Source organism: Tardiphaga sp. 866_E4_N1_4, assembly GCF_052076075.1.
Taxonomy (GTDB): domain Bacteria; phylum Pseudomonadota; class Alphaproteobacteria; order Rhizobiales; family Xanthobacteraceae; genus Tardiphaga; species Tardiphaga robiniae.
In genome coordinates, this window is sequence record NZ_CP197242.1 from 4,576,943 (window position 1) to 4,600,733 (window position 23,791).

19 protein-coding genes are annotated in these 23,791 nt (G+C 62.2%); 14 read left to right on the top strand and 5 right to left on the bottom strand.

Annotation, left to right across the window (positions count from 1 at the left end; all coding sequences use genetic code 11):
• Positions 1–142: 142 nt before the first annotated feature.
• Together alr and AB8B20_RS22180 are read left to right on the top strand one after the other, a co-directional pair.
• Entirely contained in the window at positions 143–1,306 is a 1,164-nt protein-coding gene (gene alr, locus AB8B20_RS22175) for an alanine racemase (RefSeq protein ID WP_439073567.1), read from the top strand.
• Complete coding sequence (locus AB8B20_RS22180; RefSeq protein WP_439073566.1) at positions 1,303–2,556, top strand: D-amino acid dehydrogenase; 1,254 nt, start codon at positions 1,303–1,305, stop codon at positions 2,554–2,556. Before alr ends, AB8B20_RS22180 begins: the two co-directional genes overlap by 4 nt.
• Before the next feature lie 57 nt (positions 2,557–2,613).
• Here the strand turns inward: AB8B20_RS22180 and AB8B20_RS22185 are convergent, their stop codons facing one another.
• On the bottom strand, positions 2,614–3,552 hold the full coding sequence (locus AB8B20_RS22185; RefSeq protein ID WP_439072572.1) for an IS110 family transposase: 939 nt from the start codon (positions 3,550–3,552) through the stop codon (positions 2,614–2,616).
• Between the two features lie 415 nt (positions 3,553–3,967).
• On the opposite strand from AB8B20_RS22185, the gene AB8B20_RS22190 reads away from it, so the two are divergent.
• Together AB8B20_RS22190 and AB8B20_RS22195 are read left to right on the top strand one after the other, a co-directional pair.
• Positions 3,968–5,140 (top strand): IS481 family transposase, encoded by a 1,173-nt coding sequence (locus AB8B20_RS22190; RefSeq protein ID WP_439072339.1) that lies wholly within the window; start codon positions 3,968–3,970, stop codon positions 5,138–5,140.
• A gap of 150 nt (positions 5,141–5,290) precedes the next feature.
• Positions 5,291–6,928, top strand: coding sequence for a GMC family oxidoreductase (locus AB8B20_RS22195; RefSeq protein WP_439073565.1), 1,638 nt, complete (start codon positions 5,291–5,293; stop codon positions 6,926–6,928).
• Positions 6,929–6,949: 21 nt separating this feature from the next.
• Here the strand turns inward: AB8B20_RS22195 and AB8B20_RS22200 are convergent, their stop codons facing one another.
• Entirely contained in the window at positions 6,950–7,867 is a 918-nt protein-coding gene (locus AB8B20_RS22200) for a helix-turn-helix domain-containing protein (RefSeq protein ID WP_439073564.1), read from the bottom strand.
• A gap of 184 nt (positions 7,868–8,051) precedes the next feature.
• Between AB8B20_RS22200 and AB8B20_RS22205 the strand changes: the two genes are divergently transcribed.
• Positions 8,052–10,175 (top strand): molybdopterin-containing oxidoreductase family protein, encoded by a 2,124-nt coding sequence (locus tag AB8B20_RS22205; RefSeq protein WP_184512867.1) that lies wholly within the window; start codon positions 8,052–8,054, stop codon positions 10,173–10,175.
• Positions 10,176–10,184: 9 nt separating this feature from the next.
• Here the strand turns inward: AB8B20_RS22205 and AB8B20_RS22210 are convergent, their stop codons facing one another.
• The 3 genes from AB8B20_RS22210 to AB8B20_RS22220 form a co-directional block, all read right to left on the bottom strand.
• Positions 10,185–12,275: a molybdopterin-containing oxidoreductase family protein gene (locus AB8B20_RS22210; RefSeq protein WP_439073563.1), complete on the bottom strand. Its 2,091-nt coding sequence runs from the start codon at positions 12,273–12,275 to the stop codon at positions 10,185–10,187.
• A gap of 97 nt (positions 12,276–12,372) precedes the next feature.
• Positions 12,373–12,564: a hypothetical protein gene (locus tag AB8B20_RS22215; protein ID WP_081422070.1), complete on the bottom strand. Its 192-nt coding sequence runs from the start codon at positions 12,562–12,564 to the stop codon at positions 12,373–12,375.
• 81 nt (positions 12,565–12,645) lie between these two features.
• The gene (locus tag AB8B20_RS22220) at positions 12,646–13,758 is read right to left on the bottom strand and encodes an alkene reductase (RefSeq protein WP_439073562.1); all 1,113 of its coding nucleotides are present in this window, start codon (positions 13,756–13,758) and stop codon (positions 12,646–12,648) included.
• 188 nt (positions 13,759–13,946) lie between these two features.
• On the opposite strand from AB8B20_RS22220, the gene AB8B20_RS22225 reads away from it, so the two are divergent.
• From AB8B20_RS22225 to AB8B20_RS22265, 9 genes are all read left to right on the top strand, one after another.
• Positions 13,947–16,229 carry an FdhF/YdeP family oxidoreductase gene (locus AB8B20_RS22225; protein WP_439073561.1) on the top strand — a complete coding sequence of 761 codons (2,283 nt, stop codon included), beginning with the start codon at positions 13,947–13,949 and terminating at the stop codon, positions 16,227–16,229.
• An 84-nt stretch (positions 16,230–16,313) separates the two neighbouring features.
• Positions 16,314–17,594 carry an MFS transporter gene (locus AB8B20_RS22230; RefSeq protein ID WP_093758018.1) on the top strand — a complete coding sequence of 427 codons (1,281 nt, stop codon included), beginning with the start codon at positions 16,314–16,316 and terminating at the stop codon, positions 17,592–17,594.
• A 133-nt stretch (positions 17,595–17,727) separates the two neighbouring features.
• A complete protein-coding gene (locus AB8B20_RS22235; protein WP_068737702.1) occupies positions 17,728–17,937 on the top strand; it encodes a hypothetical protein in 210 nt (69 codons plus the stop codon).
• 19 nt (positions 17,938–17,956) lie between these two features.
• The gene (locus AB8B20_RS22240) at positions 17,957–18,904 is read left to right on the top strand and encodes a glutathione S-transferase family protein (protein ID WP_093758019.1); all 948 of its coding nucleotides are present in this window, start codon (positions 17,957–17,959) and stop codon (positions 18,902–18,904) included.
• Between the two features lie 209 nt (positions 18,905–19,113).
• Entirely contained in the window at positions 19,114–20,358 is a 1,245-nt protein-coding gene (locus AB8B20_RS22245) for an ABC transporter substrate-binding protein (protein ID WP_439073560.1), read from the top strand.
• 45 nt (positions 20,359–20,403) lie between these two features.
• Positions 20,404–21,123, top strand: coding sequence for an ABC transporter ATP-binding protein (locus AB8B20_RS22250; protein ID WP_089266696.1), 720 nt, complete (start codon positions 20,404–20,406; stop codon positions 21,121–21,123).
• Positions 21,116–21,820 (top strand): ABC transporter ATP-binding protein, encoded by a 705-nt coding sequence (locus AB8B20_RS22255; protein WP_093758021.1) that lies wholly within the window; start codon positions 21,116–21,118, stop codon positions 21,818–21,820. The genes AB8B20_RS22250 and AB8B20_RS22255 overlap by 8 nt, the downstream gene beginning before the upstream one ends.
• Positions 21,821–21,832: 12 nt before the next feature.
• Complete coding sequence (locus AB8B20_RS22260) at positions 21,833–22,699, top strand: branched-chain amino acid ABC transporter permease (RefSeq protein WP_068737690.1); 867 nt, start codon at positions 21,833–21,835, stop codon at positions 22,697–22,699.
• A complete protein-coding gene (locus AB8B20_RS22265; RefSeq protein WP_439073559.1) occupies positions 22,696–23,691 on the top strand; it encodes a branched-chain amino acid ABC transporter permease in 996 nt (331 codons plus the stop codon). Before AB8B20_RS22260 ends, AB8B20_RS22265 begins: the two co-directional genes overlap by 4 nt.
• Positions 23,692–23,791 lie beyond the last annotated feature (100 nt).

A 23,791-nucleotide genomic window follows, 5' to 3' on the forward strand; every position in this document is an offset into this window, starting at 1 on the left:
AAGTTTTGCAGGATTTCTCTACAAGTACGTAAATTTACGCCGATAATCACCGTTTGTGACCGTAGCAGCGGCCGGAATCGCCGTAAAGCGCCATGCGGAAGGTGAGATACTGCCGTTGCGATCATTCGTGGCGGGGGATGTGATGCTGGCACCTTGGACAGGCGGAACGGGCACGCGGCACGCGAGTGCGGTGCTGACCATCGATCTCGAAGCCATCTCACGCAATTACCGGCTATTGGCCGAGCGGGTCGGCCCCGGCGTCACCTGCGCCAGCGTAGTGAAGGCCGATGCCTATGGCCTCGGCGCTGATCGTGTCGCGCCGGCACTCTATCGGGCCGGCTGCCGCGCCTTCTTCGTGGCGCATCTCGACGAAGGGCTGGATCTCCAGACCCATCTGGCCCGCGACGTTACGATCTACGTGCTCAACGGTCTGCCCTCGGGCAGCGAGCGTGACTGCGCGGAAGCCGGCATCATTCCGGTGCTCAATTCGCGCGAACAGCTTGAGGCCTGGTCGGATCAGGCGCGGCAACGCGGCCGGATTCTGCCCGCGGTCGTTCAGGTCGATAGCGGCATGTCGCGACTGGGCATGTCGCCGCGTGAGGTCGCCGAACTCTCGGGCAAGGACACCTCAGTTCTCGATATCCAGATGGTGATGAGCCATCTCGCTTGTGCCGACACGCCGGAGCATCCGGCCAATGCGCACCAGCTCACCGCGTTTCAGGCGCTCGCGAAACGCTTCCCTGCTGCGCGACAATCTCTGGCCAATTCGTCCGGCATTTTCCTTGGGCGCAACTATCATCATGACCTCGTCCGCCCCGGCGCCGCGCTCTACGGGCTCAATCCCCATCCCGCGCAAAGCAATCCGATGCTGCCAGTGGTTCGGCTCACCGCGCAGGTGATCCAGACCCGCGACGTCGAAGCCGATGCCCATGTCGGCTATGGCTGGACTTTCCGGGCGACGAAGCCGACACGGCTGGCGACATTGGCGATCGGTTACGCCGACGGTTTACAGCGCGCCTTCGGCAATGGCGGTGCGGTCTATTTCCGCGGGCGCCGGCTGGCGGTTGCCGGGCGCGTATCGATGGACTCGCTGACCGTCGATCTTGGCGATCTGCCGCCCGGCATGTTGGCACGGGGATCGCAAGTGGAAATCATCGGCGGGCATCAGTCGCTCGACGCGTTGGCCGCAGCCGCGGGCACCATTGGCTATGAAATGCTGACTTCTCTCGGTCAGCGCTATGAACGAATTTACTCGGATGAGATCGATGTGCGGTGGACCGCCCGGTCTGGAGGCGCGGTACGATGAAGGTTCTGGTTCTTGGCGCGGGCGTGATCGGCGTTACCACGTCCTATTATCTGGCCAAGGCAGGCCATGAGGTGACGGTGATCGACCGTCAGCCCGGCGCCGCACTGGAGACCTCGTTCGGTAATGCCGGCGAAGTCTCGCCCGGCTACGCCTCACCCTGGGCCGGCCCCGGTGTGCCGAAGAAGGCGCTTGGCTGGATCATGGACAAATACGGTCCGCTGGTGGTGCGGCCACAGGCCGATCCGCACCAGTGGCGCTGGATGCTGCAGATGCTGCGCAACTGCACGAGCGCGCGCTATGCGCTGAACAAGTCGCGCATGGTGGGTATCGCCGAATACAGCCGCGACCAGCTGCGCGCACTGCGCGCCGAAACCGGCATCACCTATGACGATCGCAGCCAGGGCACGCTGCAACTGTTCCGCAAACAGTCGCAGCTCGATGCCACCGGCGGCGATATCGACGTGCTCAAGCAATATGCCGTGCCCTATGAGGTGCTCGATCGTGCCGGCTGCGTGAAGTATGAACCGGGCCTCGCCGGCGTGCAGGACCTGTTCGTCGGCGGTTTGCGTCTGCCCGAGGACGAGACCGGTGACTGCCATCTGTTCACGCAGCGGCTGGAAAAGATCGCGGCCGGACTTGGGGTGAAGTTTGTCTATGACACGACCATCAAGTCGGTGGATGCCACCGGCGGCCGCGTCGCGCAGGTGACCACCGACAAGGGTGTCTTCATCGCGGATAGTTACGTGATGGCGCTCGGCAGCTTCTCGCCGCTGTTGTTGCGCCCGCTGGGCATCGATGCGCCGGTCTATCCGGTGAAGGGCTATTCGCTCACGGTGCCGATCACCGATGAGAGCGTTGCGCCACAATCGACGATCATGGACGAAAGCTACAAAGTGGCCATCACGCGCCTTGGTGACCGCATCCGCGTCGGCGGCACCGCCGAAGTCGGTAATTATCACCCGGTGCCCACCGCCCCGCGCCGTATGCCGCTCGACAAATCGGTGACCGATCTGTTTCCGACCGCCGGCGATCTCTCGCGCTCGACCTTCTGGAGTGGCTTGCGGCCGATGACGCCGGATGGCCCGCCCATCGTCGGCCCCACGCATCTCGGCAATCTCCATCTCAACACCGGTCACGGCACGCTTGGCTGGACCATGGCCTGCGGCACCGCCCGCGTGCTGTCCGACCAGATCTCCGGCAAGGCGCCGGAGCTGGATGTCAAGGATCTGGCGATCAGCCGCTATAGCTGAAGCGACGCTCTTTCTTAACCTCTCCCCGCAATGCGGGGAGAGCGACTGTCTTGTTGGTCAAGCGTTTTGATGCTGCCATGGGGTCTTGTCTCGCAGGATGGCGTTGAGGATGGTGAGCAGCTTGCGGGCGAGGGCGATGATAGCGACGAGCTTGGGCTTGCCGGCGGCGACAAGCTTGTCGCGGAACAGTTTGAGCTGCGGATTGAAGCGGGCGGCCACCATCGCTCCCATGAACAACACGCGGCGTACATTGGCCCGGCCGCCGCCGATGAAGCTCTTGCCGCGCCACTGGCCGGATTGCCGAGTCCATGGCGCCAAACCGGCGAGCGCCGCAATCTGACGACGATCTAGTGTGCCGAGCTCCGGCAGTTCGGCAATCAGGCTGCGCGCGATGGTCGGACCGATGCCGGGCACCGACACCAGCAAGTCTTCTTTCTCGGCCCAGGCCGGCGATCCCCGCACGTGATCGCCGATGTCGTCGTCCAGTTCGGACAACTCCTTCTCCAGTGCCTTGTGGAGCCGGGCGATGCTCTTCTTCAGCCGCAGATTGCTGACGCGCCGTGCACGCTGGCTTTCCGCGGCAATCATCTCGACGATCTGGCGCCGACGTGCCACCAGATCGGCTAGCAGCCGCGTCGTCGCATCGGGAAGCGGCCGCAGTTGCGGTTTGGTCGCCTCGGCAAAATGCGCGATCACCATGGCATCGATCGGATCGGTCTTGGCGCGCTTGCCGAGGGCATTGGCAAAGGCGCGCACCTGCGCCGGATTGACCACCACCACAGGCAGATCGGCGCCGGCCAATCCTGCGGCGACGACCGTCTCAAAGCCGCCCGTCGCCTCGATCGCCACCATCCGTGGCGGCCGCGCTTTCAGCCGCGCGATCAGATCATCGATCCCCGCACCATTGCGGGCAACCGCAAAACTCTCACCGCCCGGACGCAACGCCACATCCAGCCGATCCTTCGACACATCGATGCCAACATAAATCGCGTCCATCTGATCCCATCCTTGCGCAACCGGGCTTGCTGAGCGGCCCAAGCGACTGTTCGGGTTCGATGGAACGGCAAGCAAGGACCCGCGCTCTCCCACGGGCTTGGTGTCCCTCAGGTCACTCGGTCTCCCGCCTGCCACCGCTCCGCACAACTTAGCAGATCCGGCGGCTGGCAAGTTACAAGGTCGCCGCGTCTTCGCGGCGGGTGAGGGGCCGTCTCGGACGAAGCCTCCATCACGGGTCTCTCGGTTCACATGTCTTCGACCCGAGAGACCACTCCTTTTGCATCGTATGTGCCTCGCCCCTCACCCCAACCCTCTCCCCGCGCAGATGTTCAGTCCGGACAGATCGCTGACAGGTGTTCGGAGACATAGTTGACACATTCAGATTGGCTGGAGTCCTCCTTTTCAGGAGGTTTCCATGCCATGGCGCGAGGTGTCGGCAATGGATCAACGGCGGGAGTTTGCCCTTTTGGCAATGCAGGAGGGCGTCAATCGGCGAGAACTGTGTCGGCGGTTCGGGATCAGCCCGCAGACCGGCTACAAATGGCTGGCGCGGGTCGAGGCCGGCGATGCGGAACTGGCCGATCGGTCGCGGCGACCGCTTGTCAGCCCACGACGCAGCAATATGGCAATCGAGACGCTGGTGCTTGCGGTGCGCGATGCCCATCCGGCCTGGGGCGCGCGCAAGATTGCGTACTGCCTGCAGCGTGACGGGATGACACCGCCGGCGATCTCCACCGTGCATGAGATCCTGCACCGCAACGGCCGCATTATCCTGCCGCCGGGCGGCGCAACACAGCCGCTGCAGCGCTTCGAGAAGGAGGCGCCCAACCAGCTATGGCAGATGGATTTCAAAGGGCGCATGCCGCTGGCCAACAACGCAGCATGCCATCCGCTCACCGTAATCGACGACCACTCGCGCTATGCACTTTGCATCCAGGCCTGCGCAAACGAACAGAGTGCAACCGTGCAGCAGCGGCTGATACAGACTTTCCGGCGCTATGGTCTGCCGGACGCGTTCTTCGTCGACAACGGCTCGCCTTGGGGCGACAGCGGCGGCTCGCGCTGGACTGCCCTGCGGGTCTGGTTGCTCAAGCTTGGCGTCGACACGATCTATGCAAGGCCGTTCCACCCGCAAAGCCGCGGCAAGAACGAACGCTTCCACCGTTCCCTCAAGGCCGAAGTATTCGCGGCACGCCGGTTCCGCGACTTTGCCGAACTACAGCGCGCTTTCGATACATGGCGCACCGTCTACAATCTGCAACGCCCCCACGAAGCACTCGGCATGGACGTTCCCGCTACCCGTTACAAACCCAGCACGCGGCCGATGCCCGACAAAATCGTCGAGGTCGAATATGCCAGCAATGACATCGTGCGCCGCGTCTCAGTCAATCCGCGCATCGACTTCAAGGGCCGGCGATGGCGCGTACCAAAAGCCTTTCGCGGCGAACGGCTGGCAATCCGCCCCTTGGACAGCGACGGCCACTACGGGATTTTCTTCGGCAGCCGGAAAGTCGCAGAAATCGACTTGACTGGCACAAAAAGTGTCAGTGATGTCTCCGAACAGGTGTCAACCATGTCTCCCGACTGAACAGCAGAGCGGGGAGAGGGAGCTTACCTCACGCAGTCGCTCGCTTTCGCATTGCGACGATTCTAGCCGCATGCGTGCCATGCTTCAGGGCACGCCCATTTACATCCCCACCATTTCCGTTTTCAGTTGCTGAAAACAATTGGGGGAAACATGAGCGGTCAAACTGCGTCGGCGCATCGCGCGTCGGCTGATGCCATTGAGGCTGATTACATCATCGTCGGCGCCGGCTCGGCCGGTTGCGTGCTCGCCAATCGCCTCTCGGCATCCGGCAAATATTCGGTGCTGCTGCTGGAAGCCGGCCCGAAGGACCGCAATATCTGGATCCATGTGCCACTCGGCTACGGCAAGCTCTTCAAGGAGAAGTCCGTCAACTGGATGTACCAGACCGAGCCCGAACCGGGCCTCGATGGACGCTCAGTGTTTCAGCCGCGCGGAAAAGTGCTCGGTGGCTCCAGCTCCATCAACGGCTTGCTCTATGTACGCGGTCAGCACGAGGATTACGATCGCTGGCGTCAGCTCGGGAATACCGGCTGGGGTTATGACGATGTGCTGCCCTATTTCAAGAAGGCAGAGAATCAGACGCGTGGGCCGAGCGAGTATCACGGCGTCGGTGGCCCGCTGCCGGTGTCGGATTCGCGCTGCCCCGATCCGTTGTCGGAGGCCTTCATCGCCGCTGCTGCCGAGACCGGCATTCCCGCGAACAACGACTTCAACGGTGCCACGCAGGAAGGGGCTGGCTGGTTCCAGACCACGACGAAGGGTGGCCGCCGCGCCTCGACCGCGCGGGCCTATCTGCGCCCGGCGCTGAAGCAGGGCAAGGTCCGCGTCGAAACCGAAGCGCTGGCCCAGCGTATCCTGTTCGAAGGCAAGCGCGCGGTGGGCATCGAATTCAAGCAGCATGGCGTGGTGCGCAAGGCGCGCGCCCGCAAGGAAGTGCTGGTGTCGAGCGGCGCCTATAATTCGCCGCAGCTGCTGCAGCTCTCCGGCGTCGGTCCCGCCGATCTGCTCAAGGAACACGGCATCGAGGTCCTCCTCGATGCACCCGGCGTCGGCAGCGATTTGCAGGATCACATGCAGGTCCGGATGGTGATGGAGTGTCCACAGAAGATCACGCTCAATGACTTCGTCAATCATCCGGTTCGCAGGGCGATGATGGGTCTGCAATATGCGGCGTTCCGCACCGGTCCGCTGACTTATGCTGCCGGTACCACCGGCGCCTTCTTCAAGACCGATCCGCGCATGGCATCGCCAGATATCCAGATCCACTTCCTGCCGTTCTCCACCGACAAGATGGGCGAGAAATTGCATCCGTTTTCCGGCTTCTCCGCCTCGGTCTGTCAGCTGCGCCCGGAAAGCCGCGGCTCGCTGCGCATCAAGAGTGCTGATCCTTCGGTGCCGCCGGCGATCCGGATCAATTATCTCGCGACCGAAACCGATCGTACGGCGAATGTCGAAGGGCTCAAGATCCTGCGCAAGATGCTGAACGCGCCGGCGATGAAGCCTTTCGTGACCAAGGAGGTCGAGCCTGGTCCGGGCACGGTGACCGATGAGCAATGGCTCGCTTATTGCCGTCAGCGCGGCAGCACGGTCTATCATCCGACCTCGACCTGTCGCATGGGCAATGATTCGAAAGCGGTGGTCGATCAGCGGTTGCGGGTGCGTGGACTGGAAGGTCTGCGCGTGATCGATGCGTCGATCATGCCGGACCTGATGTCGGGCAACACCAATGCGCCGGTGATCATGATCGCCGAGAAGGCGTCGGATATGATCCTGGAGGATGCGCGGTAGCTTCAGTTGCGAGCTCCAGCGCTACAGTTCGTCGGACATCCGATAGGCGGCTGTCTGGCCGCGGAACTGGCCGGGCGTCATGTTGGTCGCCCGGCGGAAGGCGCGGGTAAAATTGGCTTGAGATGAAAAGCCCGCGGTATAGGCGACATCGACGATTGGTCGATACAGATCCGCCAGCATTTGTTTCGCCAGTGTCAGCCGCCGTTCGCTGACGAACTGATGCGGTGTGAGACCGGTTCGGACCTTGAACACCCGCGCGAAATGCGCCGGGCTGAGACAGGCCGTGCGGGCCATATCGGCGACCGCGAATTCGCGCGAGATGTTGGCGTCAACGAATTCGATTACCCGCGCCAGCCGCCGTTGATCCAATGGCTTGTCGGATGACGGTGGCGGCTTCAGCGGAAGCGCGCTCGCCGCATATTTGTGAACGAGATGTGCGGACAATGCACTGCTGAGTGTTTCAATCAGCAGTCGGCCGGCGGAGGTCTCGGTATTCAGCTCTTGCAGGATCAGCTCGGCGACCTGTTCGATGAATGGATCATGATCGACGCTCTCATAGCGCAAGGTCATACGTGATGGATCGATTTCCAGATCCTGCAGAAGCGTGTCCTCAAAGGGCTGGCCGGGAAGATAGATGTGCAGGCAGTCCGCGACCGGTTCGGAGACGTTGATATATTCTTCGCGAATGCCGGCGGGGCAGAGCCAGATGGTGCCGCGATGGCCCGACGTTCGTTGCCGCATACCGCCGCCCTGACGCTCCACGACCGAGTTGCCGCGCAGGAACATGGCAATCTCGGTATCTCGTGGCAGCACCGAGGGTAGATCGCCGGCCCGATGGCTCCAGCGCTCCGCGAGCAGATGGGGCCAATTCCGGTCCTGAGACCCATCGATGAGATGTCCGGTGACATACTTTTCCGCGCCGTGGCCTGCAATCGTCATAGCCAACCCCCACTCGCTGAAATGATCGCCGCTTAACATTCAATTCCTGTGCCATGGGCGCGGGGCGGAACCCGCCGCGTGGTCAGCAGGATTTGCAAACAGAACAGCAGGCTCGGAAAAGCCAACAGTCCGTCAGCTCAGCATGCTCGGCATCAACCCAGATCGGTAGCCAGCGGAGGCCAGCTTGACCCAGATAACCGTAATTGGTGCATGCCCCCATGATTGCCCCGACACCTGCTCCATGATCACGACGGTCGAAGATGGCCGCGCCGTGTCCGTGCGGGGCAATCCGGATCACCCGTTCACGCAAGGTCGGCTCTGCGTGAAGGTCAACGATTATCAGGAGCGCGTCTATAGCGACCAGCGCATTCTCTATCCGATGCGGCGCTCGGGGCCGAAGGGCAGTGGCCAGTTTACGCGCATCTCATGGGATGACGCTCTGTCCGAGATCGCCGGCAAATGGAAGACGATCATCGCCGAGGACGGCGCCAAGGCGATCCTGCCGTGCAGCTATCTTGGCACCCAGGGCATCATCAACGGCCTCAATGTCGGCGATCCCCTGTTCAACAAGCTCGGCGCCACGGTGGCCGAACGTACGTTCTGCGATTCCGGCGCCTGTACAGCCTATCTGATGACGATAGGCCATACACCGGGTACCGATCCGGAGAGCTTCGTCCACTCTAAATACATTATCCTCTGGGCCTGCAACACGCTCAGCACCAACTCGCATCACTGGCCTTATATCAAGCAGGCGATGAAGAACGGCGCCAAGCTTGTGGTCATCGATCCCGTGCGGACGCGGACCGCGCAGCAGGCGGACTGGCACATCGCTATAAGGCCGGGGACAGACGCGGCGCTGGCGCTGGGCCTCATCCACGTCATCACCACCGAGGGGCTGATCGATCGCGATTACGTCGACAACTATTCGATCGGCTATGACGAGCTGGCCGAACGTGCCGCGATTTACACGCCCGACTACGTGTCTGGAATCACCGGGATCGCGGCGGACGACATCCGCACGCTGGCGCGTGAATATGCCACCACGCCGCCCGCGGTAATCCGCATCGGCGTCGCCGTCGAGCGACATGCCGGCGGAGGCCAGACCGTGCGCGCGATCTCATGTCTGCCCGCGCTGATCGGTGCCTGGCGTCACGTCGGCGGCGGTCTGCTGCAGCTGCCGATCTGGGCGTTTCCGGTGAAATGGGACGTGCTGATGCGCCCGGACCTACAAGGAGAGGATCTGCGCATCGTGAATCTGTGGCAACTCGGCCCGGTGCTCACCGGCGAGCTTGGTTTCGATCCACCGATCAAGTCGCTGTGCGTCTACAATGCCAATCCGATGGCCATGGTCACAGAGCAGGGCAAGATCGAGGCTGGCCTGGCGCGTGAGGATCTGTTTACCGTCGTCAGCGAACACTTCATGACCGACACCGCGCGCTTTGCCGATATCGTGTTGCCGGCGACGACGCAGCTCGAACAGAAGGATCTAATGTTCTCGTGGGGGCATCTTTATCTGTCCTACAACAACCAGGCGATCGAACCCCTCGGCGAAGCCGTATCGAACACCGAGCTGTTTCGCAGGCTCGCCGCCGCCATGGGCATCGACGATCCGTCGTTCTTCCGCAGCGATGACGAGATGATTGCGGATTCGATGGACTGGACCAGTCCCGTGCTGGAAAACATCACCATCGAGCAATTGAAGCAAACCGGCTATGCGCGCTTGAAAGTCGAGGGATCCGATACTTACGCGCCACATCGCGAAGGCAATTTTTTCACGCCGTCAGGCAAATGCGAATTCAAATCCTCGATCGCCGCCGGCGGCAATTTCGTCGTGCCGCTGTTCCGGCAGGGCTATGGTGGCCAACAGTCCGGCGAGCCGGTCGATCCGTTGCCGTCCTATATTCCACCACGAGAATCGCCGCAGACCAATCCCGAGCTGGCGAAGAGATATCCGCTCAGCCTGATCTCGCCGAAGAGCCACGCATTCTTGAATTCCAATTTCGGCAATATGCCGAAGCAGCTCCATCATGCCGGCGAGCAGGCCGTACTACTGCATCCCGACGATGCTGCAGTACGTGGCATCGAAGCGGGCGCGCCGATCCGTGTCTATAACGATCGCGGCTCGTTCGAGGCGCTCGTCACCATCTCGGCGGATGTGAAGCCCGGCGTGGTGGTGGCACCGAGCGGCTATTGGCAACGCTCGACCCGCAAGAGTGCAACGGTGCATGCGCTGACTTCGCCGGCGATGGCCGATCTCGGACGTGCGCCGACCTTCTCCGACATCCTGGTGCAGGTATCGACGGCGTAAGAAGGCGGGCTATCCCGCCTTCTTCACCCACACCTTGTTGTCGTGAAACGCCGCGCCGCCATAGGGCGCGACGGCTTCGCCGCCGGTCAGCATATTGATGCCATGGCCGCCGATATGCGCCTTGTTGGGGTGCACCGATTCCGCAATCAGCACACCGCGCCGCAGGCCCTCGAAGATACGCGCGGTCAGGGTCGTCTCGCCGCGCGTGTTGCCGAGTGTCACGGCATCGCCATCGGTAATGCCGAGCCTCGCCGCGTCGACGGGGTGCATCATCACACTGGGTGCACCCTCGCGGGCCTGCGATGATGGCGTCTCGTTGAACGAGGTGTTGAGGAATGAGCGCGACGGGCTGGTGGCCAGACGAAACGGATGCGCCTCATCGACCTGTTCGATCACCGCCCAGTGGTCGGGGAATGACGGCATCTCGTCCCACGCCCCCATCAGCCCGGCATTGGGCATCGGCACTGTCGACCAGTTCGCCTCGAAGTGGAATTTGCCGTCGGCATGGGCGAAACCGTCGAGATAGTGCGAGGTGCGGAAATCCGGCTGGATATCGCGCCATTTGTCGGCCTCCAGCCCTTCGATGCCACCGCGGCCGCTGACTTGCAGCGTCTCGTCGATGATGTCGCGCGGATGCATATCGAACGCGCGGTGTTTCGCGCCGAGGCGGGTGGCGATGCCTTGCAGAACGTCGTGGTTCGAGCGGCACTCTTCCGGCGCGTCGATCAGCTTGGCACCGACCGAGATGTGCTGGTTGCCGCCGGCGTAATAGAGATCGTCGTGCTCCATGAACATGGTCGCCGGCAGCACGATGTCGGCCATCATGGCCGTTTCGGTCATGAACTGCTCATGCACCGCGACGAACAGGTCTTCGCGGGCAAAGCCCTGCCGCACCAAGGCCTGCTCAGGCGCCACCGTCATCGGATTGGTGTTCTGGATCAGCATCGCCTTAACCGGCGGGCCGTTGTGCAAGGCCTCCGCATCGCCGGTCAGGATGCGGCCGATCTTCGATTGATCAAGACGCCGAACGCTCTCGTCGAGCACGTCGAGGCCCTCGATCAGCGTCTTGTCGAATTTCCAGATCGCGGCATTGTTGAAGAAAGCGCCGCCGCCTTCATATTGCCAGGCGCCGGTAACGGTGGGCACGCACAGCGCTGCATGCATCTGCGCGGCTCCGTTGCGGCTGCGGGTGAAGCCATAGCCGAGGCGGAAATAGCTGCGCTTGGTCTCGCCGACCAGGCGCGCAAAGGCTTCGATTTCCGCAGCGGGCACGCCGCAAATGTCCGACGCCCATTCCGGCGTTCGCGAAGCAAGATGCGCCTCGAACTCCGGCGAGGCATCGGTGTATTTGGCGAGATAGTCGCGATCAGCTAGGCCGTCGCGGAACAGCACATGCATGACGCCGGCGGCGAAGGCGCCGTCTGTACCTGGCCGCAGCAGGATCTTGATGTCGGCCTGCTTCATGGTGTCGTTGTCGTAGATGTCGACAACCGCCAGCTTGGTGCCGCGTTCTTTCCGCGCGCGCGAGACGTGGGTCATCACATTGACCTGCGTCGATACCGGATTGGTACCCCAGATCACGATTAGGTCCGACTTCGCCATCTCGCGCGGATCGACGCCGGCGACCTTGCCGGTGCCGGCGGCAAAGCCGGCCCAGGCAATGGTTGCGCAGATCGTCGAGTAGAAGCGCGAATATTTCTTCACATTGGCGAGGCGGTTGATGCCATCGCGCATCACCAGGCCCATGGTGCCGGCATAGTAATACGGGAAGACCGATTCCGCGCCAAAGTCGCGCTCGGCCTCGTTGAACCTCAAAGCGATCTCGTCGAGCGCCTCGTCCCAGGTGATGCGGGTGAAATGGCCGGAGCCTTTGGGACCGGTGCGGCGCATCGGATACATCAGCCGTTCGGGATGATGGATGCGCTCGGCATAGCGCGCGACCTTCGCGCAGACCACGCCGGCGGTATAGCTTTGCTCCTTGGAGCCGCGGACCCGGCCGATGGTGTTCCCGCCGATCACCTCGATGTCGAGGGCGCAGGCGGAGGGGCAATCATGCGGGCAGGTGGAGTGCTTGATGTCGATCTTGGCTTGAACGTTCATGCAGCCAAGCTAGCCAAAAGTTTACTGGAGGAAAAGCCGCGGTTTTGCGCATCCCGCCCGACAACCGGGCAGGACTTCCAGTCCGTAGTCCTCTCGGCTATTTGCCCAAGGCGTCGCGTTGGGCGATCAGCCGGTCCAGCTCCTCATTCTGCTGAGCCAGCCGATCCGCAGTGCGCTCCTCGTTGCTCTCGCCGGAAGCCGCGGTGGCCTGCTCGATCAACTGCCGGATATTGTCGCGAAGGATGGCGATGCGATCGTCGAGCTCGGCGGCTGAGAGGGTGGAATCCATGGGGCGATACTCCTGACCCGCTACGGGCCCATACACAGACTATAGCGCGCCAGAAGTGGTTTCTATTGAATAATCCGCAGACTAGCCTGCGCCAAGCACCGGGTAGTCGGTGTAGCCAGCCACATCGCCGCCGTAAAACGTCGCCCGGTTATAAGGCGTAAAGGGCGCCTTGCGCTTGATACGCTCCGGCAGATCCGGATTAGCAATGAACGGGCGGCCGAACGCGATGATATCGACATTGCCGGAAGCGACGGCCTCCTCGGCGGAGGTGCCGTCGAAGCCGCCGGCCGTGACCAGCACGCCGCTCCACATCGGCCGGAACAGCTCATAGGCTTTAGGCACATTGTTATGAAACACTTCCGCGCGGCCGACGCCGCTGGTGCGCGGCTCGACGAAATGGAGGTAGGCGAGGCCGAGCTTGTCGAGCTCACGGACCACATAGCTGTAGAGCGGCATCGGATCGGCTTCGCCGGAGTCATTCGAGACACCATAGGGCGACAGGCGGACGGCGACATGATCCGCGCTCCAGGCGTCGATGACGGCATTGGTCACTTCGAGCAGCAGGCGGGCGCGGTTCTCGATGGAGCCACCATATTGGTCGGTGCGCCGATTGCTGCGGGTCTGCAGAAATTGTTCGAGCAGATAGCCGTTGGCGCCGTGCACCTCGACGCCGTCGAAGCCGGCTTCCCTGGCGTTGCGCGTGGCCTGTCGGTAGGCGTCGATAATGCCGGGAATCTCGCTGGTCTCCAGGGCGCGGGGCGTTTCGTAAGATACCGTCTCGCCTGAAGCCGTCCGCGTGGTAGCGTCGATCGCAATGGCTGACGGCGCGACCGGAAGCCCGCCGCCGGGCTGGAACGAGGAATGTGAGGCACGGCCGACATGCCATAGCTGCAGGAAGATGATGCCGCCCTTGGCATGCACGGCGTCAGTGACCTGACGCCAGCCGGCGATCTGCTCTTTCGAATAGATGCCCGGCGTGTTCGGGTTGCCTTGGCCTTCCTGCATGACCTGCGACGCCTCGGCGATAATCAATCCGCCTTCGGTCGCGCGCTGAGCATAATATTCGGCATTGAGCGTCCACGCAGCGAGAGATGTCTTCTCGGCACGCATGCGCGTCAGCGGCGCCATCGCAACCCGGTGGCTGAGTTGATACGGGCCAACTTGCAGCGGCTGGAACAGGGAAGAAGAGGTCATCGGCGCTCCATTCAAAATATCAATCGGGCGATAGCCTTGGTGAACAGGTGTCGCGGCATTCGTATCGTTCAATACAGCGCAGGGGTCGGTCAATCAAAGTTGATGGCATTTATTCGCTGCATTACAGCCTTTAATGCTACGAGGCGGAATTAGGCCATATGGGCCGGAATGGTGAAGGACGGATCGCGATGGCGAAGAAGCACGTTCAGGGCGTCGAAGACTATAAAGGCGCGGCCGCAGGTTGGGGTGCGTTGAAGGCAGTGGCCGACGCGGTGCGCGGACAGATGGCGGTGGTCAACGAAACGCACGGCCTGCTGACGATGAACCAGCCGCATGGCTTTGATTGCCCGGGCTGCGCCTGGCCCGATCCAAAGCATACGTCATCATTCGAGTTCTGCGAGAACGGCGCCAAGGCGGTGTCGTGGGAAGCAACAGCCAAGCGCACGACGCCGGAATTCTTTGCGGCCCATACGGTGAGCGAACTCTGGGGCTGGCATGATCACGACCTCGAAAACGAGGGACGTCTCACCCATCCGATGGCCTATGACCGGGCTAGCGACAAATATCTTCCGATCTCGTGGGAGGATGCGATGGCGCGGATCGGTGCCGGCTTGCGCGCTTTGCCCGATCCGAACATGGCGGAGTTCTACACGTCGGGCCGCTGCTCTAACGAAGCAGCCTTCATGTATCAGTTGTTCGTGCGCGAATACGGCACCAACAATTTTCCCGATTGCTCGAACATGTGCCACGAGGCCACCAGCGTCGGCCTTCCGGAATCCATTGGCGTCGGCAAGGGCACGGTGACGCTCGGGGATTTCGATCATGCGGATGCGGTGTTCTGTATCGGGCACAATCCCGGCACCAATCATCCGCGCATGCTGACGACCCTGCGCGAATGCTCCAAGCGCGGTGCTGCCATCGTTTCAATCAATCCGCTGCGCGAGCGCGGGCTGGAACGATTCACATCCCCGCAGCATCCAGCGGAAATGCTGACGTTGAGCTCTACGCAGATCTCGTCGACCTATTACCAGGTCAAGGTCGGCGGCGACATTGCCGTGCTGAAGGGCATGATGAAGACCGTCGTGGCGCTCGACGCCGCGAGCCTTGCCGAAGGCGGCCCCGGCGTGCTTGACCGCGCCTTCATCGCCGAACATACCAACGGCATCGAGGCGCTGCTCGCCGATCTCGACGCGACCTCATGGGAGGCGATCGAGAAATCGTCTGGCCTGCCGCGCGCCGATATCGAAAACCTAGGCAATATCTACGCCGCGGCCAAGAGCGTCATCATCAATTACGGCATGGGCATCACCCAGCATCGCCACGGCACCGGTAACGTGCAGCAGATCGCCAATCTCCTGATGCTGCGCGGAAACATCGGCCGTCCCGGCGCCGGCATCTCGCCGCTGCGCGGGCACTCCAACGTACAGGGCGACCGCACCGTGGGGATCACCGAAGTACCCAACGCCGCGCTGCTCGACGGCATCGAACGCACCTTCAACTTCAAGCCGCCGAGCGCGCATGGTCACGATGCCGTCGCGTCGGTGAAGGCGATCCGCGATGGCCGTTCGAAGGCGTTGATCTGTCTTGGCGGCAATCTCGCGGTCGCGATGTCAGATCCCGAGGCGACCTATCCGGCGATGCGTAGCCTCGATCTCGTGGTGCATATCGCCACCAAGCTCAATCGCTCGCATCTTCTGATCGCGAAAGAGTCGATCATCCTGCCATGCCTTGGCCGCACCGAGATCGACGTGCAGGCGACGGGTCCGCAACTGGTGACGGTGGAAGATTCGATGTCGATGGTGCACGCCTCGCGCGGCGGCTTGAAGCCGGCGTCCGAGCATCTGAAGTCCGAGACTGCGATCGTTGCCGATATGGCCATCGCGACTTTGCCGAATACCAAGGTGAAGTGGCTGGACTACGTGGCCGACTACAGCAAGATCCGCGACGCCATCGAGTCGGTCTTTCCGGCCTTCGAGGATTACAATGCACGGATCAAGAAGCCGGGTGGCTTCCGGCTGCGCAACGCCGCCTCGGAACGGGAATGGCTGACGCCGAGCAAGAAGGCGCAGTTCCTGGTCTTCTCCGGCCTCTATGAGGACGGCCCCGCCGAGACCGCGTTGACGCTGACCACACTGCGCAGCCACGACCAGTACAACACCACGATCTACGGTATGAACGATCGCTATCGCGGCATCACCGGGCGGCGCGATGTGGTGTTCGTCAACGAGCAGGACCTCGCCCGCAGCGGGCTGAGCCACGGTGATCTGATCGACATCGTGCTGGATCGTCCGGACAGCGCGCCGCGCGCGCTGCGTCGGGTGACGGCGGTGGCTTACAACATCCCACAAGGATCGGTGGCGGCCTATTATCCTGAGGCCAATGTGCTCGTGTCACTCGACCAGCATGATGCGAAGTCGGGAACGCCGGCTTACAAATCGATCCCGATCCGAATCGAGGCATCGGTCGCCTAAGCTGCACCGCAGCATTGAGAGAGCATGACCGCCACGGCTTTCGTGGCGGTTGATGCGCGCCGTGTTTCCGCGTAGGCGAGCGCCATGACCAGTGCTGCCGACTCTTCTGCCTTCAAGCCCGTTGCCATCGATCCGCCCGTGAGCGTAGCGCTCGTGGCCGCCATGCTCATTCTGACCTGCGGGCATGTACTGTCCAACATGCTGCGCACCACGCCTGCGGTCGCGATCGATGTGATGTCGACCGATCTCGGCGTGACGCCGCAGACGCTGGCCGCGCTGACTTCGGCCTATCATTTTTTCTTCGCGCTCCTGCAGATTCCGGTCGGCGTCGCGCTGGATCGCTACAGCATCCGCTCGGTGTCGCTCGTGCTGTTCGCCGGTACGGTCTGCGGCGCGGCGATTGCGGCGCTGTCGACAGGGCCTCTGTCGTTCTTCGTGTCGCAGGCAACGATCGGCATGGCGACGTCGGGCATGCTGATGTGCCCGATGACGCTCGCGGCCAAGCGGCTGACACCAGCGCAGTTCGGTCTGTGGTCCGGCATCATTCTGTCATTCGGCAATGCGGGGCTGCTGTTGTCGGCCAGTCCGCTTGCTTACGTTGTCGAACACTGGGGATGGCGCGCCGGATTCTGGATTGCCGCCGCAGCGGCGATTGTCGTGGCGATGCTGATCGCGGTCATGGTGCCGGCATCGCGTCCCGAAGGCCGGCCGCGCGCGCTTCTGGGCGAGATGGTTTCGGTTCTGCAACTCGGTGTATCACGTGCGGTGCGCGGTATCGTGATCCTCGCTTTCGTGTCGCTGGCGGTTCAACTCGTGTTGCGTGGGCTTTGGGCAGGTCCCTGGCTGATGAATATCAAGGGACTGTCGCGGATAGAGGCCGGCAATGTACTGGCTCTGTTTACGGTTGCGTTGGTGATCGGACCGGCGCTGTCGGGCCTGCTCGATCGCAAGCTGGGTCATCGCCGCATGCTGCTGTTTGCGGTCCATTTGTGCGCCGCCGCGTTGCTACTCGTGATGGCGCTCGGTGCACCGGGCTATCCGTTAGCCACGCTTTTCGGCCTGCCAGTGATGCCCGTGGCAGTCGATACCGGCCTGCTTGTGGTCATCGGCCTTCTCGTGGCGATGCAGCCGCTCGTCTATGCGATGATCCGCCAGGTCGTTGCTGCCGAGAATATTGGCAAAGCGCTCTCTGCAGCAAACCTGTCGTTCTTCCTTGGCACCGCCGTAATGCAATCGGCTACCAGTCCGATTGCCGCCGCCTGGGGATTGCCCGCAGTTTTAATCTCAATGGCGGTATTCCTGACCGTATGCACCCTCGTCTTCTTCGCGTTGACGCGTCCCGCAGCGCAGCGCGGGGCTGCATAACAGGTTCATGACGATTGCGACGGCAAGTTGCTGGAATTGCCGCGAGTCCTGTGGTCTGATGCGCAGAGTGACGCGATCAAGACGTCGCGCGCGGTCTCGCATTGCGGGGCGCCTCACACAGGGAGGACGTGACTTGCCGTTTTTCGTCAGGGGAACCGATACGTCAGGGACTGTTTCACTCCGCCGCGACAACGCGGCCGGAGCTGTCAAGAAGGCCAGGGAGCTGCTCGACGACGGCAGCTGGGATGTTGAGATCACCGGCCCGGATGGACTTCCGCATCCGATTGCCGAATTCGAGGCGATGTATTCCGCCGGCGCGACGACGGCGGTGCATGCGACATAGCTGACAGGCAAGGGATGCAGTGACGGCGACCGATCTTGTTCTGCATCACTATCCGCGTTCGCCGTTTGCCGAGAAAGTGCGCGTCGCCTTTGGATTGAAGGGCCTGCATTGGCAGTCAGTGATCCAGCCGCGGATCGCGCCGAAGCCAGAGCTCGTGGCGCTCACCGGAGGCTATCGCCGCGTTCCGGTGCTGCAGATCGGCGCAGACGTTTATTGCGATACGCGCCGCATTCTCGCGGAGCTTGAGCGGCGTTTTCCCGAGACGACGCTTTATCCGACGGGCACGCGCGGTCAGGCCGATATCATCGCGGCCTGGGCCGATCGCGCGCTCTTTGCCAATGCTCTTGGACTGGTCTTCGGCCTGAACGGCGATCGTTTTCCGCCAGAACTGCATGCCGATCGCGCGAGTTTCACGTCAGGCAAGTTCGATGGCTGGGACAGCGTGAAGATGCGTGAGCAGATTCCTGCGCTGCGCAACCAGTTTCGCATTCATCTTGCCTGGCTGAGCGATTGGCTTGCGCATGGCGACGCATTCCTGCTCGGCAACGTGCCATCACTTGCCGACATCGCCGTCTACCATCCGCTCTGGTACGCGCGCCGCAATCTCGGTGAGAGCGAAGGTCTTGCCGAGCATCCGCGCGTTCTCGCGTGGATGGACCGGGTTGCCGCGCTGGGGCACGGAACGGTTGAGGAGCTGTCGCCCGAGCTGGCGCTGGACATAGCGCGGCTCTGTCAGCCTATGGCGACATCTGCTTCTCCTCATAACGATATTGCAGATGATCAAGGTCTGCCGTTTAAGGAAGGCGTAATGGTATCGGTCATGCCGACCGATTGGGGTTTCGATCCCGTCATCGGTGCGTTTGTTTCTGCGGGTCATGACAGCATCGCTTTGCGGCGTGAGGATCCCGATGTCGGCGCGACGGTTGTACATTTCCCGCGTGCAGGCTTTGCGATTGCTCGCCTGTGAAAGCCCCGTCACGGATGCATGGCCCTCATTCGCGATTCCCGTACGCCGCAATTTGACGCGGCTGCGCAAAGGCGGCTAAGTCCGAAAAACGCTGCCCGACTGCGATATGCAGACTCCCAATCTGTAACGCAGTGTTCGACACTCCAGCGCCCAGTAACAGAACAAGAAAGCGCGTCGCTTCAGCGTCGTTGCGCATCGGAGGATATGACATGACCATGACCCGCCGCACATTTGGCCTTGGTGCCTCTGCCGTTCTGGCAGGGCCGATCGCCGCGCCGTTCATTCGTAGCGCAGGCGCCGCCGAGCCGGCGATCCGCATCGGCGTGGTCAATTCGATGAGCGGCGGTCTTGCGGCTTACGCGCAGGAAGGCCAGCCGGCTTTCGAATACATCATCAAGAAGATCAATGCCGAAGGCGGCATCAAGAGCAAGGGCGGCGCCAGGATCGAGCTGGTGCTGGCGGACGATACCAGCCAGCCGGCGCGGACCGCTGCCGAAGCGCGGCGCCTGATCACCGAGGAAAAAGTGCAGCTTCTGACCGGCACCATTCTCAGCGCACAGATGCTGGCGTTGACGCCGGTGGTCGACGAAGCCAAGATTCCGACGCTGTCGGTCTGGGCCGGTGGGTCGCAGTCGAACTATATGTTCACGCTGGGATACCCGTATGATCGCGGCTATGCGCAGACCATGCATGATTTCGTCATCTCATTGCGCGACGATTTCAAGTTTCCGATCAAGACCGCCGTCATGGCCTATTCGAATTACGAGGCCGGCCAGCAGTCGAACAAATTCCTGGTCGAGAAGCTGAAGGCGAGCGGCATCCAGATCATCGGCGAAGCCGCGCTCGATATTCGTGCGCAGGACCAGACGGCGGCGATGGTTCGTATTCGCTCGCTCAAGCCGGACGTCGTTGTCGGCCTCGTGACGCCGCGCGATGGCATCTTGCTGCATCAGGCGCGTTACAATCTGAACTATCACGGCAGCATCTTCTGCGGTGGCACCGGCGGCTACTCGGATCTGTCGCTCTGGAAGGATCTCGGCCCCGAGATCGGCAAGGCCGTGCTGACGAAGAACCTGTTCGGTATGACCGGCTTCAGCGCCGGCGCCAAAATCGAGTCGATGCAGAAGATCGTCACGGAATTGCGCGATGTCGCCAAGCTCGAAAAAATCGGCCAGGGCGCGGTGCAATACGCCCAGGCGGCGCGCGTGCTGCAGCAGGTGCTTGAGAATGCCAAGTCGCTGCAGAGCGATGCGTTGCTCGAGGCGCTGAAGAACGTCAACATTCCGGCAGGCGATCCGAACCTCTACATCGCCAAGCCGAAGGGCCTGCAATTCGCAGAAGACCGTCTGCTCAAGGATGGTTCTGCGATGTTCATCCAATGGACTCCCGAGCAGGATCAGCAGGTCGTGTTCCCGAAGGAATTTGCCCAGGTGCCGCCGCGGCCGAAGTCCTGATCGGCGCTGTAGTAAGACTGAGCGCAACATAAAGAGTGGACGGCTGTGGCATTTCTGGAAGTCTCCAACATCACCAGGCGGTTTGGCGGGCTGGTCGCGCTCAACGCGGTGAGCTTCGACGTCGAGAAGGGCGAAATTCTTGGCATCATTGGCCCGAACGGTGCCGGCAAGACCACTTTGTTCGGTGTGATCTCCGGCTTCATTCCGCCGAGCGCGGGCGACGTTGTTTATGACGGTGAAAGCATTATCGGGGTGTCGCCGGATCGGCTGGTGCGCCGCGGATTGATGCGCTCCTTCCAGATCGTCCAGTCCTTTGCCGACATGACGGCGCTCGACGTCGTCACGACCGCAGCATTGACACGCCGGCCGATGCGCGAGGCCATCGACTATGCGGCGCAGGCGCTGCTGCGCGTCGGCCTCGGCGGCAAGGAGCACAAGACGCCGGCGACACTGTCGCTGCAGGACAAGAAGCTGTTGGAGCTCGCGAAGTGCATCGCCACCGATCCGCGCTGCATTCTGCTCGACGAAGTGATGGCCGGCCTGACCATGGCCGAGACCGCCGCGCCGATCGCGATCATCGAGGAGCTTAACAAGCAGGGCGTCACCATCGTGATGGTCGAGCACGTGATGCCGGTCATCATGCGGCTGGCGCAGCGTATGGTGGTGATCAATTTCGGCGAGAAGATCGCGCAGGGCACGCCCGACGAGATCCTTCGAGATCAGCGCGTCGTCGATGCCTATTTCGGAGATCATCTCGATGCTTGAGATCGATAACCTGGTTGCAGGCTATGGTGGCGTGCCGGTGCTGCGCGACATCAACGCCAAGATCGCTGCGGGCGAGATCGTCGGCCTGCTGGGCGCCAACAATGCCGGCAAGACCACGCTGATCAATGCGCTGTCCGGCATGGTCAAGCCGCTCTCCGGGCGCATTCTGTTTCTCGGCGAAGACATCAGCAAATTAACGCCGCAGGCGCGTGTCGAGCTCGGCATCGTGCAGGTGCCGGAAGGCCGTCTGGTGTTTCCGGAAATGAGCATCCGCGAAAATCTTCTGCTTGGCGGCATCAATGCGCATGCGCGCAAGCATCGTCCGCAGCAGATGGAGAAAGTCATCGGTTTGTTTCCGCGGCTCGGCGAGCGGCTGACCCAGAGCGCCGGGTCACTGTCAGGCGGTGAGCAGCAGATGCTGGCCATCGGCCGCGGGCTGATGGCGGAAGCCAAGCTCCTGATGCTCGATGAACCCTCGCTCGGTCTGTCGCCGCTGTTCGTGCAGTATATTTTTGAGATCATCGACAAGTTGCATGCCGATGGGCTGACCATCCTGCTGGTGGAGCAGAATCTGAATCTGACGTTGCGCCACGCCAAGCGCTGCTACGTGCTGGAGCGCGGGCAGGTGGCGGTGGAGGGTGATGCGGAGACCGTGAAGAACGATCCGCGTACCCGCAGCGCCTATCTTGGTCTGTGATCGGAGAGTGATGTGACCGAACTTTATCAAGCTCTCGCCCAAGGCCTTCTGATCGGCGCCACCTATGGCTTGCTGGCGTTGGGCATGGGGCTCGTTTACGGCGTTTCGGGCGTCGTCAACTTCTCGCATGGCGATTTCATCTCGCTCGGCATGTTCATGTGCCTCGCCCTGTACTCCGCCTTCGCTATGGACCCCTATGTGTCGATCATCATCACGGTGCCGCTGATGACCGCCATCGGCGCACTGGTCTACATCTTCCTGATACGGCCGATGGTCGGGCATCAGTTCCTGATGGTGGTGCAGCTCACGTTGGGACTCAGCCTCGTGCTGCAGAACGGCATCCTGATGGTGTTCGGCGGCGAGCCGGCACGCACGCCGTCCTTCGTCGAATCCAAGCTGATCATTCTCGGTGACGTGGTGCTGCGGGTGCCGCATATCGTGGCCTTCGTCGTCTCCTTCGCGCTGGCCATCGGCCTCTACATCATGCTGCGCTCAACCGATTTCGGCCGCTCGATCCGCGCCGTGCATCAGAATGCCCATGCCGCCGCGCTGATGGGCATCAATGTCGGCCGCGTCCAGGTGCTCACTTTCGCGCTCGGCATCGGCATTCTCGCGCTGGCCGCCGCGCTGCTACTGCCCGGCACGCCGATCCAGCCGACCCAGGGTCTGCGTTACACCGTGATCACGCTGCTGGTCGTGGTGCTCGGCGGCATGACCAATTTCGTCGGCATCATGCTCGGCGGCCTGATTATCGGCATCGCCGAAGCCTTCGGCACGATCTATCTCGACGGCCCGATCGGCTTGCTGCTGCCCTACATCATCTTCGTGGCGATCATGCTGTTTCTCCCGAAGGGCCTGACCTGGAGCTCGGCACGATGAGAGACGAATTCTACAAGACGCTCGCATCGCCGATCTGGTGGGGCGCGCTGGTCATCGCCGCCATCATGCCCTTCGTGCTGTCGAGCTATTACGTCCACATCCTCACGCTGGCGCTGGTCTATGTGGCACTGGCTTCGTCGTGGAACATCGTCGGCGGCATGGCCGGGCAGATCTCGCTGGCGCACAGCCTCTTTATCGGCATCGGATCGATGTTCTCGGCCGCGCTCCTGCTCAAGCTCGGCATCAATATGTGGCTGGGTCTCGTGATCTCGGCGGTGATCTCGGGAATCCTCGGCGCCGTCATCGCCTGGATCGATTTCCGCTTTCAGCTCGGCCATCTCTCTTTTGTGCTGATCACGCTGGCTTTCGCGGAAATGGGCAGCATCGTCGTCGAAGGCTGGGACTTCCTCGGCGGCGCGTCCGGGCTGCTGCTGCCGAAGGACACGGGTAATTTCCTGGCGTTCCAGTTTGGCGGTGGCCACGGCGCGTTCTGGATGATGCTGGGGCTGGCCGCGATTTGTGTACTGGTCAATGTCGCGATCCTCAATTCGCCGCTTGGCTATTATCTGCGCACCATCCGCGACAATGAGAAGGCGGCGCAGGCGATTGGCGTCAACGTCCTGCGCTACAAGATCACCGCCATGGTGATCTCGGCGATGCTCGCCTCCGTCGTCGGTACCGCCTATGTGCGCTATCTCACTTTTGCCGATCCCTATCTGCTGATCTCGCCCGTGATCACCATCGAGATCGTGCTGTTTGCAACCGTCGGCGGGCTCGGCCGCGCCTATGGCCCCGCGCTTGGCGCATTGCTGCTGGTGCCACTTGGTGAAATCCTGCGCGGCAAGCTCGGCAGCACGCTGCCCGGCCTGCATTATTTCATCTACGGCCTCGTGGTGATCTCGGTGATTTTGGTGACGCCGCGCGGGCTGTTGCCGCTGTTTGAACGGCTCTGGGCGCGCTGGCGCGGCCCTGCAGTTGCCGGCAAGCCCTAAGCGGCCCGGGAGCTGCCGGCGCTGGAACTTCGGTCATCCGTTGGCTGATGCTGTTTCCAACGCTAGTCTCTCGCCGCGGTGGAGCATTGGCTCTGCCGGT

Bases quoted from the DNA above. Each gene is read 5' to 3' on its own strand.
- alr (WP_439073567.1), top strand. From the start codon at position 143: ATGCTGGCACCTTGGACAGGCGGAACGGGCACGCGGCACGCGAGTGCG.
- AB8B20_RS22180 (WP_439073566.1), top strand. From the start codon at position 1,303: ATGAAGGTTCTGGTTCTTGGCGCGGGCGTGATCGGCGTTACCACGTCC.
- AB8B20_RS22185 (WP_439072572.1), bottom strand. From the start codon at position 3,552: ATGGACGCGATTTATGTTGGCATCGATGTGTCGAAGGATCGGCTGGAT.
- AB8B20_RS22190 (WP_439072339.1), top strand. From the start codon at position 3,968: ATGCCATGGCGCGAGGTGTCGGCAATGGATCAACGGCGGGAGTTTGCC.
- AB8B20_RS22195 (WP_439073565.1), top strand. From the start codon at position 5,291: ATGAGCGGTCAAACTGCGTCGGCGCATCGCGCGTCGGCTGATGCCATT.
- AB8B20_RS22200 (WP_439073564.1), bottom strand. From the start codon at position 7,867: ATGACGATTGCAGGCCACGGCGCGGAAAAGTATGTCACCGGACATCTC.
- AB8B20_RS22210 (WP_439073563.1), bottom strand. From the start codon at position 12,275: ATGAACGTTCAAGCCAAGATCGACATCAAGCACTCCACCTGCCCGCAT.
- AB8B20_RS22215 (WP_081422070.1), bottom strand. From the start codon at position 12,564: ATGGATTCCACCCTCTCAGCCGCCGAGCTCGACGATCGCATCGCCATC.
- AB8B20_RS22220 (WP_439073562.1), bottom strand. From the start codon at position 13,758: ATGACCTCTTCTTCCCTGTTCCAGCCGCTGCAAGTTGGCCCGTATCAA.
- AB8B20_RS22225 (WP_439073561.1), top strand. From the start codon at position 13,947: ATGGCGAAGAAGCACGTTCAGGGCGTCGAAGACTATAAAGGCGCGGCC.
- AB8B20_RS22230 (WP_093758018.1), top strand. From the start codon at position 16,314: ATGACCAGTGCTGCCGACTCTTCTGCCTTCAAGCCCGTTGCCATCGAT.
- AB8B20_RS22245 (WP_439073560.1), top strand. From the start codon at position 19,114: ATGACCATGACCCGCCGCACATTTGGCCTTGGTGCCTCTGCCGTTCTG.
- AB8B20_RS22255 (WP_093758021.1), top strand. From the start codon at position 21,116: ATGCTTGAGATCGATAACCTGGTTGCAGGCTATGGTGGCGTGCCGGTG.
- AB8B20_RS22265 (WP_439073559.1), top strand. From the start codon at position 22,696: ATGAGAGACGAATTCTACAAGACGCTCGCATCGCCGATCTGGTGGGGC.